The organism is Eubacterium sp. AF19-12LB (assembly GCF_003479125.1).
In the GTDB taxonomy this organism is placed as follows: domain Bacteria; phylum Bacillota; class Clostridia; order Lachnospirales; family Lachnospiraceae; genus Eubacterium_U; species Eubacterium_U album.
On the sequence record NZ_QUGP01000003.1, the window covers coordinates 108330 to 127242 of the forward strand.

Annotated in this window: 15 protein-coding genes; 13 read left to right on the forward strand and 2 right to left on the reverse strand. The window is 32.8% G+C overall.

All coding sequences use genetic code 11. The features are described 5' to 3' along the window. Positions 1-121 precede the first annotated feature (121 nt). A complete protein-coding gene (locus DWX29_RS03710; protein WP_022087970.1) occupies positions 122-1723 on the forward strand; it encodes an MBL fold metallo-hydrolase in 1602 nt (533 codons plus the stop codon). A gap of 218 nt (positions 1724-1941) precedes the next feature. On the opposite strand, the gene DWX29_RS03715 is transcribed toward DWX29_RS03710, so the two are convergent. Beyond that, positions 1942-2316 carry a hypothetical protein gene (locus tag DWX29_RS03715; protein WP_022087971.1) on the reverse strand — a complete coding sequence of 125 codons (375 nt, stop codon included), beginning with the start codon at positions 2314-2316 and terminating at the stop codon, positions 1942-1944. Positions 2317-2674: 358 nt separating this feature from the next. Here DWX29_RS03715 and DWX29_RS03720 point away from each other — a divergent pair, with 358 nt between their 5' ends. The 9 genes from DWX29_RS03720 (at position 2675) to nagA (ending at position 14784) form a co-directional block, all read left to right on the forward strand. Then, positions 2675-5068: an amylo-alpha-1,6-glucosidase gene (locus DWX29_RS03720; protein ID WP_118565210.1), complete on the forward strand. Its 2394-nt coding sequence runs from the start codon at positions 2675-2677 to the stop codon at positions 5066-5068. A 25-nt stretch (positions 5069-5093) separates the two neighbouring features. Then, positions 5094-6509: a phosphoglucomutase/phosphomannomutase family protein gene (locus tag DWX29_RS03725; RefSeq protein WP_022087973.1), complete on the forward strand. Its 1416-nt coding sequence runs from the start codon at positions 5094-5096 to the stop codon at positions 6507-6509. A gap of 124 nt (positions 6510-6633) precedes the next feature. Continuing rightward, positions 6634-8430 carry a histidine kinase gene (locus DWX29_RS03730; protein WP_117909987.1) on the forward strand — a complete coding sequence of 599 codons (1797 nt, stop codon included), beginning with the start codon at positions 6634-6636 and terminating at the stop codon, positions 8428-8430. Between the two features lie 252 nt (positions 8431-8682). Next, positions 8683-9996: an extracellular solute-binding protein gene (locus tag DWX29_RS03735; RefSeq protein ID WP_022087975.1), complete on the forward strand. Its 1314-nt coding sequence runs from the start codon at positions 8683-8685 to the stop codon at positions 9994-9996. A 79-nt stretch (positions 9997-10075) separates the two neighbouring features. Continuing rightward, positions 10076-10972, forward strand: a complete 897-nt coding sequence (locus tag DWX29_RS03740; RefSeq protein WP_022087976.1) for a sugar ABC transporter permease — start codon at positions 10076-10078, stop codon at positions 10970-10972. A gap of 14 nt (positions 10973-10986) precedes the next feature. Then, positions 10987-11844: a carbohydrate ABC transporter permease gene (locus DWX29_RS03745; protein ID WP_022087977.1), complete on the forward strand. Its 858-nt coding sequence runs from the start codon at positions 10987-10989 to the stop codon at positions 11842-11844. Positions 11845-11859: 15 nt separating this feature from the next. Beyond that, positions 11860-12708, forward strand: coding sequence for a response regulator (locus DWX29_RS03750; RefSeq protein WP_118565211.1), 849 nt, complete (start codon positions 11860-11862; stop codon positions 12706-12708). Further along, positions 12709-13416 (forward strand): glucosamine-6-phosphate deaminase, encoded by a 708-nt coding sequence (nagB, locus tag DWX29_RS03755; protein ID WP_022087979.1) that lies wholly within the window; start codon positions 12709-12711, stop codon positions 13414-13416. A 132-nt stretch (positions 13417-13548) separates the two neighbouring features. Beyond that, entirely contained in the window at positions 13549-14784 is a 1236-nt protein-coding gene (gene nagA, locus DWX29_RS03760; RefSeq protein WP_118565212.1) for an N-acetylglucosamine-6-phosphate deacetylase, read from the forward strand. 90 nt (positions 14785-14874) lie between these two features. On the opposite strand, the gene DWX29_RS03765 is transcribed toward nagA, so the two are convergent. Beyond that, complete coding sequence (locus DWX29_RS03765) at positions 14875-15480, reverse strand: Maf family protein (protein WP_117909989.1); 606 nt, start codon at positions 15478-15480, stop codon at positions 14875-14877. A gap of 141 nt (positions 15481-15621) precedes the next feature. Here DWX29_RS03765 and DWX29_RS03770 point away from each other — a divergent pair, with 141 nt between their 5' ends. The 3 genes from DWX29_RS03770 to DWX29_RS03780 all read left to right on the forward strand — a co-directional run bounded on the left by DWX29_RS03770 (position 15622) and on the right by DWX29_RS03780 (position 18859). After that, complete coding sequence (locus DWX29_RS03770) at positions 15622-16419, forward strand: Cof-type HAD-IIB family hydrolase (protein WP_158574493.1); 798 nt, start codon at positions 15622-15624, stop codon at positions 16417-16419. Between the two features lie 226 nt (positions 16420-16645). Then, on the forward strand, positions 16646-18439 hold the full coding sequence (locus DWX29_RS03775) for a Na/Pi cotransporter family protein (RefSeq protein ID WP_118565214.1): 1794 nt from the start codon (positions 16646-16648) through the stop codon (positions 18437-18439). A gap of 63 nt (positions 18440-18502) precedes the next feature. Then, a complete protein-coding gene (locus tag DWX29_RS03780; protein ID WP_118565215.1) occupies positions 18503-18859 on the forward strand; it encodes a hypothetical protein in 357 nt (118 codons plus the stop codon). Positions 18860-18913 lie beyond the last annotated feature (54 nt).

The following is an 18913-nucleotide window of genomic DNA, read 5'->3' on the forward strand; positions in this document are numbered from 1 at the left end:
TTATAAAATAAAGAAATAAAAAAATAAAATCGTTTTATATTTTTGACCCTGTAATCATAAAATGTTATAATAAATATATTAATTAGTACGGATTAAAATTTAATATAAAGGGGATGATTTTATGATTCTAACATTTCTTGGAGCAGACCATGAGGTTACAGGAAGTTGCCACTATTTACAGGTTGGAGATAAAAAAGCTATTGTAGATTGTGGTATGGAACAGGGAAAGGATATTTATGTAAATCAGGAGTTGCCGGTGGCAGCAGGAGATATAGATTACATATTTTTAACTCATGCTCACATTGACCATTCAGGATTAATTCCGCTTATGGTAAAGAGAGGCTTTAAGGGACAGGTATTTGCAACGAAAGCAACTTGCGAATTATGTAACATAATGCTTCGTGATAGTGCACATATCCAGGAATTTGAAGCTGAATGGAAAAGCAGAAAGGCAAAGAGAGCCGGTAAGGAAGAATATGAACCAATCTATACGATGGCAGATGCAGTAGCTGCCTGTGAATTAATGGTTCCGGTAAACTATGATGAAACTGTGAGTGTATGTGATGAATTCCAGATTAAGTTTGTAGATGCAGGACATTTGCTTGGTTCATCAAGCATCGAGGTAAAAGTTACTGAAGGTGATGTGTCTAAGACGATAATTTTCTCAGGAGATATTGGTAATATTAATAAACCAATAATTAAAGATCCTAAGACAATGGATGGAGCTGATTATGTCTTAATAGAATCTACATATGGTGACAGATTCCATGAAGAAAGACCTGATTATGTAAAAGCTCTGGCGAGAATATTAAACGAAACATTTGCAAGAGGTGGAAATGTAGTTATCCCGTCATTTGCCGTAGGCAGAACTCAGGAAATGCTATATTTCCTCCGTATTATTAAAAGAGATAATATGGTTAAGAACTATCCTAATTTTGAAGTGTATGTAGATAGTCCGCTTGCCATAGAGGCAACAAATGTATTTAATAATAACGTAATTGATTGCTTTGATGAAGAAACAATGGAATTAATTAACATGGGAGTTAACCCGTTGAAGTTCGATGGATTAAAGGTTTCAGTTACAAGTAATGAATCTGTTGCTATTAACCAGAATAATATGCCAAAAGTTATATTGTCTGCATCAGGTATGTGTGAAGCCGGAAGAATACGACACCACTTGAAGCATAATCTGTGGAGAGAGAACTCTACAATATTATTTGTAGGTTATCAGGCAGTCGGTACGTTAGGAAGAGCAATACTTGAAGGAGCAACAACAGTAAAACTTTTTGGTGAAGAAATAGCTGTTAAGGCAAGAATAGAATCCTTAAAAGGTATAAGCGGTCATGGAGATCAGAAAGAGTTAGTAAAATGGCTCGAAGCTATGAAGAAAAGACCACAGAAAGTCTTTGTAGTTCATGGTGAAGATGAGGTATGTGATATTTTTGCAAAACTTTTAAGAGATGAACATGGATATGATGCATATGCTCCTTACAGTGGAACACAGTTTGACCTGGCAACAGGTGAATTAATAAAAGAAGGAGTTCCAATCAGAATACAAAGCAACTCTTCAAAACAGAGAAAACCATCTACTGTATATGAAAGATTACTTGCTGCAGGGCAGAGACTTCTTGCAGTTATTAAACGTAATGAAGGCGGTGCAAATAAAGACCTTGCAAAATTTGCCGACCAGGTACAGGCACTTTGTGATAAATGGGATAGATAAAATTTTATTATTAAGTTAAAAGCTATTAATTAAAAAAGCTACCACTTTACAAATTACGTAAAGTGGTAGCCTTTTTTTGTAAAACATTCCAATTTGGTATTTTTACATGATTAGAAAAACATTGTTTTTCTAAAAGTGGCTTTTTGATTTTAACATTACAAATTAATTATAGTCGAAAAAAGTCGATAATTATTTTATTTGAAAATAGTACGCTATTTTTAAACTAAACTGCATTTTTTCTTCACATCATCACTATAATAAGTGTTTTTGACAAGTTTATCATAGTAGAGGTAAAGCTTTTGTACTCCTCTTTCGAGAAAGAAATAATGCCTTATGTAAAATAAAAGAAGAATGTATATTGCAAGCAAAAATACAAACACACATATACTTTGGAGAACATAATTTGCCAAAGTTGTAAAAATTGCAATAATTGCAAATGTAACTGTTACGATTAAATGAATAAGTCTTTCATTTTGGAAAAACTGAATCTGTTTCATAAAATCGTTAAAAACTGCTTCACGTTCATTGTCTGACAATTCTTTTGATGTGACCATTTCCATATGGTCCAAAAATTCCTGTAATCGTTCTCTCATATAAACCTCCCAACTTTGATGTTTATTTATATGTATATTTTACACCTAAACAAACATAAATAAAGTCTAAAATTAAATTGATTTTCTTTATTTTCATAATGAATCTACAATTTACTGAAACAATCCGTAAGAATTAAAGTTGTGGTTTTTTGACTCTGCTATCAAATAATATTTATGACAAATGTAATAGATTGATTAATCCGTAAATTATTGCTGATTTGTATTTATTTGTTCCAAATAACAAAAAATAAAAACAAATCTGACAAAAAGAGAAAAGTAATAACAAGTACGTTCATTCAAAAAAGAGATTATATTTGCTATCATTATTTTAACTAAGAAAATAGGCAGGGAGAGGATTATGAGATACGGACATTTTGATAATGAAAAAAGAGAGTATGTAATAGACAGAGTGGATCTTCCTACATCATGGACGAATTATTTAGGTGTGAAAGATACATGTGTGGTAGTTAATCATACGGCAGGTGGTTATATGTTTTATAAAACACCTGAGTATCATAGAGTAACAAGGTTTAGAGGCAATTCAGTGCCAATGGACAGACCGGGACATTATGTGTATGTAAGAGACAATGATAATGGTGATTACTTTAGCATTTCATGGCAGCCGGTAGGAAAGCCACTTGATAAAGCTAAGTATAAGTGCAGACATGGATTATCATATTCTGTTTATGAATGCGAATATGATAAATTAAAAGCAAGTCAGAAACTTTGCGTTCCAATAGAAGATGATGTTGAACTTTGGGATGTAGTTATTGAAAATACAGACAATAAACCTAGGAACTTAAGTATTTTTTCTTATTGTGAATTTTCCTTCCATCATATTATGATAGATAATCAGAATTTTCAGATGAGTTTGTATTGTGCGGGTTCCTCATATAAGGATGGAATTATATTGTATGACTTATTCTATGAAGAATTTGGTTATCAGTATTTTACTTCAAATTTTTCTCCAGATGGCTTCGATTGCCTCAGAGACAAGTTCCTGGGTTTATATCATACGGAAGATAATCCACAGGCAGTAATAAATGGAAAATGTACAGGTTCATTTGAAAAAGGAAATAATCACTGCGGTTCTTTACAGAAAAATATTGTAATACAACCGGGCGAAAAAGTCAGACTTATCTTTATGTTAGGTGAAGGCGATGACACAGAAGGCAGAAGAATAAGAGAAAAGTATAGCGATTTTACAAATGTGGACAAAGCATACAAAAATTTGGAAAAGTATTGGAATGATAAAATTAATAAATTAACAATTGAAACTCCAAGTGAAGCAATGAACACAATGATTAATATATGGAATTTATATCAGTCAGAAGTTAATGTAATGTTTTCAAGATTTGCATCTTTCATCGAAGTAGGTGGAAGAACGGGATTAGGATATAGAGATACGGCGCAGGATTCAATGACTATACCGCATTCTAATCCGGAAAAGTGTAAACAGAGAATAGTACAGCTTCTTAATGGATTAGTTTCAAAAGGATATGGATTACATTTATTCCAACCGGAATGGTTTGAAAAGAAAAAGGATGATAAGAAACCTTTTAAATCACCTACAGTAATTCCGGGAATTAATAAGTCAGATATAATACATGGTATTGAAGATGCATGCTCAGATGATGCTTTATGGCTTATACCATCTATTGTGGAATATATAAAAGAAACAGGAGAAATCGAATTTGCTGATCAGATTGTTCCATATGCAGATAAGGGAGAAGGTACTGTATATGAACATATGATGAGAATATTAGATTTTTCAGCAAAAGAAGTAGGAGCAACAGGAATTTGCTTAGGACTTAGGGCAGATTGGAATGACTGCTTAAATCTTGGCGGAGGAGAAAGTGCTTTAGTATCATTTTTACATTATTGGGCAATAAACAATTTTATAGAATTAGCACAGTATCTTGGAAGAGATGATGATGTTAAGAAATATAAGGAAATGGCCATGCATGTAAAAGATGTATGTAATAATGAATTGTGGGATAAAGATTGGTTTATAAGAGGAATAACCAAAAACGGAAAGAAAATTGGAACAAGTACAGATAAAGAAGGTAAAGTTCATTTAGAGTCAAATGCCTGGGCAGTATTGTCGGGGGCGGCATCGGAAGAAAAAGGCATTAAGGCTATGGACAGTGTAAAAGAATATTTGGCAACACCATATGGAATAATGTTAAATGCTCCATCGTATACAGTTCCTGATGATGATATAGGATTTATCACAAGAGTATATCCGGGTGTCAAGGAAAATGGTGCGATATTCTCACATCCAAACCCATGGGCATGGGCAGCGGAATGTGTACTTGGAAGAGGCAACAGGGCAATGGAATATTATAATTCATTATGTCCATACAATCAGAATGACATGATTGAAATCAGAGAAGCAGAACCATATTCTTATTGCCAGTTTATCATGGGAAAAGACCATACTGCATACGGAAGAGCAAGACATCCGTTTATGACAGGAAGTGGAGGATGGTCATATTTCTCAGCAACAAGATATATGCTTGGAATCAGACCTGATTTTGATAAATTAAATATTGATCCATGCATTCCAAAGGAATGGGATAAATTTAAAGTTCACCGTGTATGGAGAGGCGCGGAGTACGATATAAATGTAGTTAACCCTAATAAGGTTAATAAAGGAGTTAAAGAAATAAAATTAAATGGGGAAATAGTAGATTTTATTCCGGTTATGGAAAAAGGAAGCCATAATCTGGTTGAAATCACCATGGGGTAGCATAAGGTATAATGAGGAGGATTACATGATTAAATTTGGAACAGGCGGCTGGAGAGCAGTCATAGGAGATGAATTTACTAAGAAAAACATTCAATTATTAGCTCAGGCTATGTGCAACAAAATGAAAGCAGAAGGCAAGACTGATAAAGGAATGATAATTGGTTATGACAAGAGATTTTTGTCAAAAGAAGCTATGAGATGGATGGGACAGGTATTTGCAGCACAGGAAATTACAACATTGCTCGTTAACAAATCAGCGCCTACTCCTCTTATTATGTTCTATGTAGAAAAACATGAAATGCCATATGGAATGATGGTAACAGCAAGCCATAATCCGGCTATTTACAATGGTGTAAAAGTATTTACTTATGGTGGCAGAGATGCTGATGAAAATCAGACAAAAGAAATAGAAGACTACGCTTCAAAAATAGATGTGGATTCTATAGAAGAAATGGATTATGATGAGGCAGTAAGCAAAGAGTTGATTAAAGAAATTTATCCTTTAAATGAATACTTAGATAATATAATTAATGCTGTAGATATGCAGAAAATCAGAAATGCAGGTCTTAGAGTTGCTTTAGACCCGATGTATGGAGTTTCTGAAATACCTTTAAAAACATTACTGCTTACGGCAAGATGTGATGTAGAAACAATACATGACAGACATGATACCTTATTTGGTGGAAAGCTTCCATCACCAAGTGCATCAACTCTTAGAGGTCTTATGACAAGAGTAATTGATTATGGATTTGACATAGGAATTGCTACAGATGGAGATGCGGACAGAATTGGAGTTATTGATGATACAGGAAGATTTCTTCATCCAAATGACATTCTTGTGTTATTATATTATTATCTTGTAAAATATAAAGGATGGCATGGTGCAGTAGTTAGAAACGTAGCTACAACACATATGCTTGATAAGGTAGCAAATAAGTTTGGGGAAACTTGTTACGAAGTTCCGGTAGGTTTTAAGTATATATCAGCAAAAATGACTGAAGAAAATGCAGTTATTGGCGGGGAATCTTCCGGAGGACTTACAGTACGTGGACATATTAATGGTAAAGATGGTATTTATGCAGCAATGTTACTTATAGAAATGATAGCAGTTACAGGAAGAAAGTTATCTGAAATATATAAAGACATTGAAGCTGAATGCGGAGCTATTTATATGGAAGAGCGTGACTACAAATTTACAAAAGAAAAGAAAGAAGAAATTCACAAAATATTAATGGAAGATAAACAGATTCCTGAATTGCCATATAAGATTCAGCATGTTTCGTATATGGATGGAAGCAAAGTTTATTTTGAAAACGGAGGATGGGTAATTGGCAGATTCTCAGGAACTGAACCATTGATTCGTATTTTCTGTGAAATGCCAACAAAAGAACAGGCTATTGAAGTTTGTGAAATATATGAGAAATTCTTAGGATTAAAGTAGTAATTTTGGAGTAACATAAGTTTAATAAGTCATTTATATAATAATTATTTATATAATATTAGTAACAGAATAATAAATAAGTTTCCCAACAGAAATAATAGTAAAAGTTGAAGGGAGACTAATAATGAAAAAGAACAACAGATATAATGCACTAAATAAAGAAGGGAAAAAGGCAAATCTGACCTTTGGGATGATTCGACTGCTGGTAATATGCCTTGTAGTACCGTTTGGAGCATTGTCGGTTGTTCTTTTTTTCTCGTCAGCTTCAAAAACTTCTAATCAGGTAAGAAATACAGTAGTTACATCTATGGAAAATGCTGCAGAAAACTGCAACAGTAATATAGAAAAAGTAATACAGGAATCAAAGCAGGCTTCATATGACAATGTCATAAGAACAAGTTATTTACAATTCCTAAAAGATAAAAATGAAGCGGTAATGTACAGAGAAATATCTAGTTATCTTAGTGAAAAGTACAAATATAATTCAATGATTTCAAGCACAATTGTTGTATTTAAAGAAAAAACAACAATGGAATATTATACGTATAGCAATGTTGCGGGAGCGACTTATGCAAGTATTTCAGATTTTAAAAATAATGCTATGACACAGATAAAGTCAGTAGCTCAAAGAATGGGAACTAATACTAAATTTATAGAGATAGGAGAACATCTGTATTTAGTTAGAAATCTGGTTACAAGTGATTACAATCCTTATGCAATTATTGTTATGGAAATAAATAAATCAAATATGTTTAAAAGCATGGATAATGTAGTGTGGAGAGAAAATGGGGCTATATTTCTAGATGGAGATATGGTATGTGAACCTGATTATGAAAATGATATAAATAATGAAAAATTCAAAATTTATGCTGATAATAATAAAAGAAATTATGGAGAAGTTACAGAAACAGAAAGCAATTATGATAGTAACAATTATACTGTAAATCTGTACACAAGATGCAATAATCAGCAGTTTACATATATTGTTAAATTAAATCGAATGGAAGTACTTAATGAATCGTTTACGTATGTATATATATATGTATTAATCATTTTGATTACAATTTTATTGGCAGCGTTAACATTTTATTATTTTTACAGAAATATCAATAAACCAATTTCAGATTTGATGGAAATGTCTGAAAAGATTGAAGAAGGAGAATATGGAATAACTTTACCTGCATTTGAAGGAAATAAAGAATTTGGAAAACTAATAGATACATTTAACCATATGTCATTAGGACTTGAAGAATCTTTTAATCGAATATATGCAGAAGAAGTAGCATTAAGAGATGCAAATATGCAAGCGTTGCAGTCACAGATTAATCCACATTTTCTAAATAATACATTGGAGATTATTAACTGGAAGGCCAGAATGAGTGGAAATCATGATGTAAGTGGAATGATTGAATCTCTTGGAGTAATGATGGAAGCGACAATGAATAGAAAAAAAGAAAAATTCATCACTATTGAAGAGGAACTTAAGTACGTAGATGCTTATTTGTATATCATTCATCAGAGATTTGGAAGCCGATTCCATTTTGATAAAGATGTGGATGAAAATTTACTTAATTTAAAGATTCCAAGACTTATAGTACAGCCAATTGTAGAAAATGCTGTAGAGCATGGAGGAGATAAAGAGGGGAATATTATAGGAAGCCTGAAAATATATGCAGATTACAATAACTTGTATATAGTTGTTCATAATAATGGAAATATGACTGAGGCTGATAAAGCGAAGATAGAAATATTACTTTCGGATCAGAAACTGGAAGAGAATGTACATAATATCGGAATTAGAAATGTAAACATGAGACTTAAGCTTTTATATGGTGAAAACAGTGGTTTATCTATAGAAAACATTGATGACAATCTTACTGAAAGTAAACTGAAAATAGATAGGTTCAAAATGGAAAATTGACAATAATAGCAAAATTTTTAAATTGAAAACAATAAAATACAAATTTTTGCAAAAAGATTAAATATTTTATACAAAAATGAACAACTATATTCAACAAATAAACAAGCAAAATCATTAACTTTTTTGTGCAATTCGAATAGAATAATACATGTAATAAATAATAGATACGGAAAAAACTTATAACCAAATAAAAAAAGCATATGGTTATAAGGAAAAAAGAAAAGGTATCAGTGAATGGATTGGAGGAGTTATATGAGAAAACCATTAGCACTTATGCTCGCAGGACTTATGGCAGTATCCATGGTTGGATGCGGAAGCAATGGAGATGCCGCAAGCAGCAGCGACAACAAAGACAAAGCAGATTCAGGAAAGGTAACATTAAAGGTTACAACAACATATGCAGGTGAAGACACAAATGCAGGAAATTATAAAGATGCCTGTGCTGCATGGACTAAAGAAACAGGAAACAAGATTGAAGATAGTTCAGCAACATCTGATGAAACATTTAAATCAAGAGTTATTACAGACTTTGAAACAGGTTCAGAACCGGATGTATTATTCTTCTTCAACGGAGTTGATTCAAACCAGTTCGTTGAACAGGGTAAGGTAGTTTCAATTGATGAAATCAGACAGGAATATCCTGATTATGCATCAAATATGAAAGATGACATGCTTGGAGCATCACCTGTAGATGGAAAGAATTATTCAGTACCGGTTAATGGATACTGGGAAGGATTATTTGTAAACAAGGATGTACTTAAAGAAGCAGGAGTTGAAGCTCCAACAGCAGATACAACTTGGGATGAATTTATGACAATGTGTGAAACAATAAAGAAAGCAGGTTACACACCAATAGCAGCTTCATTACAGGAAATTCCACATTATTGGTTTGAATACACAATTTTCAACTTCCAGGATGTAGCTACACATAGTACATTACCTAAATCAGCAGATGATGAATATGGTAAAGCTTGGGTAAATGGTATCAATGATATCAAAGACCTTTATGAAAAAGGATATTTCCCAGACAATACATTAACAGCATCAGATAGTGAAACATTTGAGTTATTTACATCTGATAAAGCAGCTTTCTTAATTGATGGTTCATGGAAAGTTGGTGGTATTGAAGAAGCAGTAGATGATATTGATAATTACACAGTTACATACGTTCCTGGAAAAGGAAATCGTAAGTCAACAGACCTTATCGGTGGTCTTTCAAGTGGTTACTATATTACAAAGAAATGCTGGGATGATCCTGAAAAACGTGCAGCAGCTGTAGATTTCATTGAATACATGACAAGTGATGAAATGGTATCAAAATTTGCAGGAAGCTCAGCAACAGCATTAAAGAATGGTGCAACAGTTGACGCTGATTCAATGTCAAGTCTTGCAAATGCAGGTGTAGAATTATGTGCAGGAGCAACTGGAATTTCTCCAGCTGTACAGGATAGTTTATCAACAGCAGCAAAAGATCCTATTTTTGCAGGTATGGCAGATATTGTTCAGGGTAACACAAAAGTTGCAGCAGCTGTAGATGAAGCATTAACAATTAATTCTGGTGAATAAATTATTAAAATAATCAAGTAGAAATTAGAGCCGGAAGGAACAAAAACCTTCCGGCTTTAAAAAAATAAGGAGATATAATATGGGTGCAAAAATATACCAAAACAAAAAATATATTGCATTTTTCTTAATACCGGCATTTGTTTTTATGTTGATATTTCTTTACTACCCATTCATACAAAACATAATTAACAGTTTTCAACATATAAAGTATATGGGGACGGCAGCTGACAAATGGAATGCTCCGTTTTACAAAAATTATCTTGAAATTTTCAAGGATCCGAAAATGTTAATAGCCTTGAAAAATACAGGAATTATGATTATAGCAACAATTGTTGGAGAAGTAGGACTGGCTATTGTTCTTTCATTGTTAGTAAGCAATATAAAGAAAGGTGCAGGATTTTTCAGAGTAGTATATTTTTTCCCAATTGTTATTTCAGCAACAGCCCTTGGCTTATTGTTTAACTTAGTTTTCCTTTATGATAAAGGAATGATAAATCAGCTTCTACAGCTTATTGGTGTTTTGGATGCAGGTAAAAATGAATTGATTGACTGGAAGGCAACACATCCGATGTTTACAATGCTTGTTCCGGTTATATGGCAATATGTTGGATTTTATTTCATAATTTTACTTACGGGATTAAGCGGAATACCGGAAGATTTATATGAAGCAGCAGAAATTGATGGAGCTTCAAAGCTTCAGCAGGTTAGATATGTAACGCTTCCATTATTAAGAAATAGTATTTGTACATGCGTAGTATTAGCAGTAACAGGAGCTTTAAAAGTATTCGATTTACCATGGACAATGTTTGTAAATGGTATGTCAAATACATGGTTAACAGGAACATACATGTACTCAAAAGTATATGTAGATGTTGACTACAGTTCGGCAATAGCAGTTGTTATTGTAATAATAGGTGTAGTATTGTCAGTTGTAGTAAATCAAATATTTAAGACAAATGACGATTATGATGTATAGAAGGGAGAAAAGACATGAAGAAGAAAAATTTTAAAATATCTTTGGTATTTGTATATACAATTCTTATTGTTTGGGCTCTTACGACAATTTTCCCTCTGCTATGGTCCATCATGAATTCGTTTAAAAATAAAAAGGCAATATACAATAATTCATTTGCATTGCCTGTTGGTAAACTGTTCTCATTAGATAATTATAAAGCAGTATTTGCCAACTATGACATTTTGAATGCATACAGGAACAGTTTTATTATATCTGGTACTGTTGCAGTAGTTGTTATTCTATTCTCCGGAATGGCAGCTTATATATTAACGAGGTATAAGTTCCCGGGCAAGGGAATTTTGGATGCCTTACTTTATGCAGGAATGATGTTCCCTATCTACTCCACCATCATTCCTGTATTAAGAATGATGACAGGTTGGGGAATTGTAAACACACCACATGTTTCATTAAATTTGTTATCAGTTATACTTCCGCAGATTGCAGGAAATATGTCATTTGCTATAATAGTACTCAGAAGTTACATGAGAGGGCTTCCGGTGGAACTGGAAGAGGCAGCGTATATGGAAGGCTGTAATATATTCCAGATTTATTTTAGAATAATCATGCCGCTATCAAAGCCATCATTTGTAACAGTTGGAATTTTTAGTTTCCTTTGGAGCTACAATGATTTGTTTACTCAGATGTTCTTCCTTAGAACAAAAGATAACTGGGCAATTACAATTCTTCTTAATAATATTGCTTCAAAAGAAGGTGTAAATTATGGTATGCTGTTCACATCAGTAACTTTGATTGTAATACCTATTTTAGTAGTATATATGGCATTACAGAAATACATTATTAAAGGTATGACAGTAGGTGCTGTTAAGGGATAATAAGGAGAGAGTTTTATGTATAAAGTAATTATCGTGGATGACGAGCCGATTATAGTAGAGGGGCTTAAATTAGGAATTGAATGGGCAAATTGGAATTGTGGAATTGCTGGTACAGCCAGCAATGGATTAGCAGGTTTAGAACTTATGAGAAAAATAAAACCTGACATTTTAATTTCAGATATATCAATGAATAATATGGACGGACTTGCAATGGTTGCAGCAATTAAGTCTGAGTATCCCGATATTGAAGTGTGTTTATTGACAGGATTTAGAAATTTTGAATATGCACAGCAGGCTATAAAGCTTGGAGTGACAAGATTTTTATTAAAACCGTCAAAGATAGATGAGTTAGAAGAAGCAATAAGTGCAATGACTAACAATCTTAAGCAGAAGGGAAATGATAGCAGCAATGCAGAAATTGATTCTATATGGAGCCGTTCAGATGAAGAAGAGAATTATATATATGAAACATTTATAAAAAATCATCCTGAATGTGATACTCCTGAAAAGGATAGATTAAAATGTACTGATGCTAACAATTTTATACTTAAAAACGCATTGAAATTTATATATGAACATTACAAATTGAAATTAAGTCTTTTAGATGTGGCTGAACAATGTTTTATAAGTAGCTGGCATTTAAGTAAGTTACTTAATCAGTACACAGGAAGAGGATTTTTTGAAATAGTTAACACAATAAGAATAGATAAGGCGAAAGATTTGTTAGAGAATAAAAATTATAAGATTCAGGATGTATCTGAACGCGTAGGTTTTCAGGATGTAACACACTTTTGCCGTATATTCAAAAGTTATGTAGGAAAATCTCCATCGGATTACAGAAATTATGGAGGGAAAGGAAAATAAATGCGTGTTATAGAAACACAGGATTATTATCATATGAGCAGAACTGCAGCAAATATTATTTCAGCTCAGATAATAATTAAGCCAAATAGTGTCATTGGGTTGGCAACGGGTTCTACACCAATAGGAACTTACGAACAGTTGATTCGCTGGTACGAGAAAGGTGATTTAGACTTTTCTAATGTTACTACAATTAATTTAGATGAATATAAAGGAATTGCTCCTGATAACGAACAGAGTTATAGATATTTTATGAACAAGCATTTGTTTGATCGTATCAATATTGATAAAAAGAATACATATGTGCCTGATGGTTTGGAAATGGATTCTGATAAAGCATGCTCAGATTATAATAGAATAATAAGAGAATCAGGAGGGGTTGATTTACAACTTTTAGGTCTTGGAAATAATGGACATATCGGATTTAACGAACCAGGTGAAGCATTTGAAAAAGAAACTCATTGCGTTAAATTGACAGAAAGTACTGTTAAGGCAAATTCAAGATTCTTTGATACTATCGATGAAGTACCTAAGGAAGCTTATACAATGGGAATTAAAGCCATAATGCAGGCTAAAAAGATTGTTGTTGTAGTAAGTGGTGAAGGTAAGGCAGAGATAGCTAAAAAAGCCTTCTTTGGACCGGTAACTCCAAAAGTACCGGCATCAGTATTACAGTTACATAACGATGTAACAGTAATTATGTGTAAATAAGTAGAATACTAAAACAAGTAAAAGCAATTACTAAAATAACTTTATTTAAACTTTCGGTTAAATTTCGTATTTTGGTAATTGCTTTGTGTTAATAAAGGATTAATTTTATAGAAAAGCAAAAGTGAGGGTTTTATGGAAATTATAAAGAATGGTAAGGTTTTTACAAAGAATTTTACATTTGAAAAGGCAGATATAATATTAGATAAAGGTGAAATTAAGGATATTATATATTTTGGAAATAATGGTGACAGTACAAATAATACAAGTGATATTAGCGGTAGTACAGATGCAAATAACAATAAATCAGATAATAATTACACTAGAATTATCGATGCTAATGGCTTAATGGTAATTCCGGGGCTTGTAGACATCCATTTTCACGGATGTGTTGGCAGTGATTTTTGTGATGCAACACTTGAAGCTGTAGAAAAAATGGCAGAATATGAAAAAGAGCATGGAATAGCTGCCATTTGTCCGGCAACAATGACATTGCCAAAACAACGTCTTATGGAAATTTGCAAAAATGCAAAAGAATATAAGGATATTCAAATGAATACTAAGTCTTTGGAAAAAGATAATGAACAGGTAAATACTTCAGAAAAATTAAAGGCAAAGCTCGTAGGGATAAATCTTGAAGGTCCATTTATATCTCCGGACAGGGTAGGAGCTCAGAATCCTGAATATGTTCAGAAACCGGACGCAGAGATGTTACAAGAACTTATTGACGAATCAGGTAATATGGTAAAGCTTGTAACAATAGCACCTGAAAGAGAAGGCGCTATAGAGTGTATTTCAAAATTACACGATAAAGTCAGATTCTCAGTAGGACATACAATGGCAAATTATGATGAAGCAACATTGGCATATGAAAGCGGAGCAAAACATGCAACACATTTATATAATGCAATGACAGGATTAAATCATAGAAATCCGGGCGTTGTAGGTGCAGCAAGGGATGCCAAAAATGTTACAGCAGAATTGATTTGCGATGGCGTACATATTCATCCTTCAGTTGTAAGAGCAACATTTTCAATGTTTGGAAGTGACAGAGTGATACTTATAAGTGATAGCATGAGAGCCTGTGGAATGCCTGATGGTGAATCGGAGTTAGGTGGTCAGGTTGTTATAAAGAAAGGAAATGAGGCAAGAATTGTTACAGGAGAATTGGCAGGAAGCGTAACAAATGTTTACGACTGTATGGTTAAGGCCATAGAATTTGGAATCCCTATAGCAGATGCGATTAAAGCAGCAACTTATAATCCGGCAAAGGCAATAGGAGTTCTTGATGAATTTGGAACTATAGAAATAGGCAAAAAACCGGGATTTGTATTGGTTAATGAAGACTTTTCAATAAATCAGGTTTTATAATAAGTATAATAAGAACTCTTCACAAACTGTATGTACCTTCTTTACCGGACAAAAATGTCCGGAATTCTAGGTACATATCAGTTGAACAAGTTAACACAAGTCTGAAAAATTATTGATTTCATGATATAAGCGCGAAATAGGAAGACCTACTACGTTGTTGTAATCACCATTTATTTTCTCAATATGAATTGCAAAAGGTCCCTGAATTCCATATGCTCCGGCTTTATCAAAAGAATCTTTTGTATTAATATAACTGTTTATTTCATCGTCAGTCATAGGGCATACATGTACATCTGTTTTTTCATAAAAAGATTTAACTTTCGGAGATGAATTTCCGGATGTGTAATGAAGTAAGGTTACGCCTGTATAAACCTGATGCGTTTTATTCTGTAATTTCTTTAACATACGAAATGCATCATCATAATCAGATGGTTTTCCCATGATTTCATCATCGCAAAAGACGACAGTATCAGCTCCAATAATTAAAGTGTCGTTCTCCAATAAAGAAAGGGAATTTGCAACGCCAAAAGCTTTGATAGATGAAAGTTCCATGGAAACGTCAAAAGGAGCAGTTTTAGTTGTGATTTCAGGAGTGTCAGAAGTAACAATTTTAAAGTCATACCCTGCCTGCTTCATTAGTTCCATACGTCTTGGCGATTTAGATGCCAAAATAATATCTGTATTTGTAATATTCATATCAATTAATTCTCCTAAATATTTAAATTCATAATAGAGTATACAACAAAATAGTGTAAATAAATATAGTTATATGTTAACATCATAGTGTAATCAAAACTTACAAAAATGTTAATAAAATTTAATTATGGAGAGAAACATATGAATAAGTTTAAGGGATATCTTATTTGCACGGATTGCGATGGAACATTGACAGACAATGAAGGAAAAGTATCAGATGCAAATGCAGAGGCTATTAAATATTTTGAAGAAGAGGGTGGATTATTTACATTAGCTACAGGCAGATTTCCTCATTTCGCAAATAATTTTAAAGATAAATTTAAGGTTAATGCACCAATAGTATCCTTAAATGGTGCGGTACTCTATGATATTAACGCAGAGAAAATGTTAAATTCATGGAAAATGGAGAAAGAGCGTTTTGCTAAAGTTTTAAGATATGTAAATGAAGAATGGCCACAAATATGGGAAATATGGACAAGTGGAAACATATATGAAAGTGTAGGTTATAAGCCGGCAGAACATAAGTATGATGAAAATAGTTTGGAAGAATATATAACAAAGCTTCCGGATTATTTATATAAAAATCTGTTTATTCAACCTGCTGATGTAACAAAAAAATTGCAGGAGCAGTTAAAAATAAGATTTGGGGATAAATTCAGATTTGATTTAAGCTGGCCCGAAGGAATAGAAATGCAGTCGATAGACAGTGGAAAAGGAATTGCAATAAAATATTTGAAAGAACATTTAGGAAAAGAAAATGGAAATACTATTCATACTACAATCGGAATTGGAGATAATGAAAATGATATAAATATGATTGAATGTTCTGATATTGGATATGCAGTAGGTAATGCAGTAAAAGAATTGAAAGAAAAGGCTGACAGAATTACAGTTGCAAACACTGAGGATGCTATAGCAAAGATAATTTCACAACTTTAAATAACATTAAAATTTTTATTGAAAAAAGTATGTGTATTCGTTATTATGGACTATGGATATGTAAATTATATGTAAAAATCAAGGAAAAAATAAGAAAAAATGAAGTAAAATATCTATTTTCCATAGGAAACAAAATGGACAAAGTTCATTATATATAAGTGTTTCCGACGATTAGCCACCGACCAAAGGGAGGGGGCAATACATAGTGTGCAAGGAGAAAGTAATTATGGACTATGTACTTTTAGTATTAGAGTTACTTGGTGGCGTAGGACTGTTTTTGTATGGAATGAGTCTTATGGGTTCATCTCTTGAAAAGTTAGCAGGTGGAAGTCTTGAAAAGATTTTGGAAAAGCTGACAACAGGAAAGAGCAAAAGAACAGGACAGCTTAAAGGTTGGGGCCTTGGAACAGGGGTAACTGCCATTATTCAAAGTTCAGCGGCAACTACACTTATGCTTATCGGATTTGTAAATGCCGGAATTATGAAATTAGGACAGGCTATTCCGGTAGTATTTGGTGCCAATGTTGGTAGTACAGCGACAGCTATTATTTTAAGTTTAGGAGATGTTGGTGATAATCTTTTAATTTTAAAATTAGTTAAGCCTAAATATTTAGCATGCGTGTTATTGGTTGTAGGTGCTTTTATTATTCTTTTCTCTAAGAAAAAGAAATTAAAAGATACAGCGGGAATTTTAGTTGGTCTTGGCATACTTTTTACAGGTATGACAACAATGGAATCTGTGTTTAGCGGTAATGCACAGATTACGGCAGCTATTGAGCATATGTTTGGAACAATAAGTAATCCATTACTTGCATTTTTAATAGGTATGGTACTTACGGCAATTATTCAGAGCTCATCTGCTTCAGTAGGTATTTTACAGGCACTTTCCGCTACAGGAGTAGTAACATATGGAACTGCAATTCCTATTATTATCGGTCAGAACATTGGTAAATGTGTTGCTATTATTTTAGGTGGAATCGGTGCAAATAAAAAAGCAAAAAGAGTTTCTCTTAGCTATTTATTGTTTAATATTATAGGTGCATTTTCATTTATGGTTATATTCTGTGTATGTAAAGAAGCATTTGGTTTAGCAATATTTGGAGAAACTGTAAACAGAAGTAAGATTGCTATTATCCATGTAGGATTTAACCTTGTTACAAGTTTAGTTTTACTTCCATTTGCAGATAAAGTAGGTGATTTGACAGGAAAGATTGTTGGAAATGAAGAAGAGTCTCTTATGGATAAAGAACTTGGAACACTTGATCCAATGTTATTAAAAACACCTACAGTAGCTTTAAAGCAGAGTAAAGAAGTTATGTGGGCAATGACGGATGCAATATCAAATAACTATAAGATTGCATGCGAGCTCATTAAACATTTTGATATTAAGTTATTAGATGAAGCAAGAAAAAATGAAGACTTTATTGATAAATGTGAAAGCGTTTTAAGTTCATACATTTTAAAGATAGATGCAAAACAGCTTCCTGGAGATGGAAAAAGAGTCGTATCTGAATTATTAAATTCAGTTGGAGATTTGGAAAGAATAGGTGATCACTGTATAAATATTTCATTCCTTATGGAAGAAATGAATGAAAGAAAAGCTCATTTTTCTGATAAGGGGTTAAAAGAAGTTGAGGTCTTAGTAGATGCAATAGAATCTATTATTAATACAACATTCCAGGCATTTAAAGAAGATGATGAAATATCAGTTATCAGAGTAGAGCCAATGGTTAAGATAATTTCAAGATTAAAAAATATGATAAAAGACAATCATATTTCAAGATTGGAAAACGGACAATGTAGCATAGAAGCAGGTATTACTTTATTAGATTTACTTACTAATTTTGAGAGAATTGCCAGCCACTGTGAAAATATAGCTTTGCATATTACTAAGAGGGTAAATAAAGAATTGCATTTAGATGATATGCATGGACATATGATGGACAAACATAGTGAGGAATATAAGGGACTTTACTTATATTACAAGTCTCAGTATGTAGATAAAATTGAAAATGAATAATAATATTGACATATGGTATGGATGATGTTTAAATTAAACTATCTGTACTAAGGGGTGGTATTTATGCCAAAGAAAAAAAGTATAATTATAGTAGGAATTGTGGCAGTTATTTTAGCAGTAGTTTTGATTGTTGTGTTACATCCTTCAGGCACCGGAAAAGATGCTGAGAATAAGATGGAAGTGACAACAGCTAATTATCAGACAGATGAGGCAGATGACAACAATTCAATGGATAACGAATCAGCTGAAGGCGAAACGAATTATTGGGATTCAGTAGACATGATAGAAGATGGCAATGCAGCTGATAACGAAGGTAATAACGAAAATACAGCAGATGAACAGGTAAGTGGCGACTCAGAAGAATATCCGGGACAGGATGATGGATGGTCACCAATTGTACCGGCTGATGATGTAAATTAAATTATTTTAGTTAATTGTGGGGATATACGGGGTGAAAAATTTAGCTTATTTAGA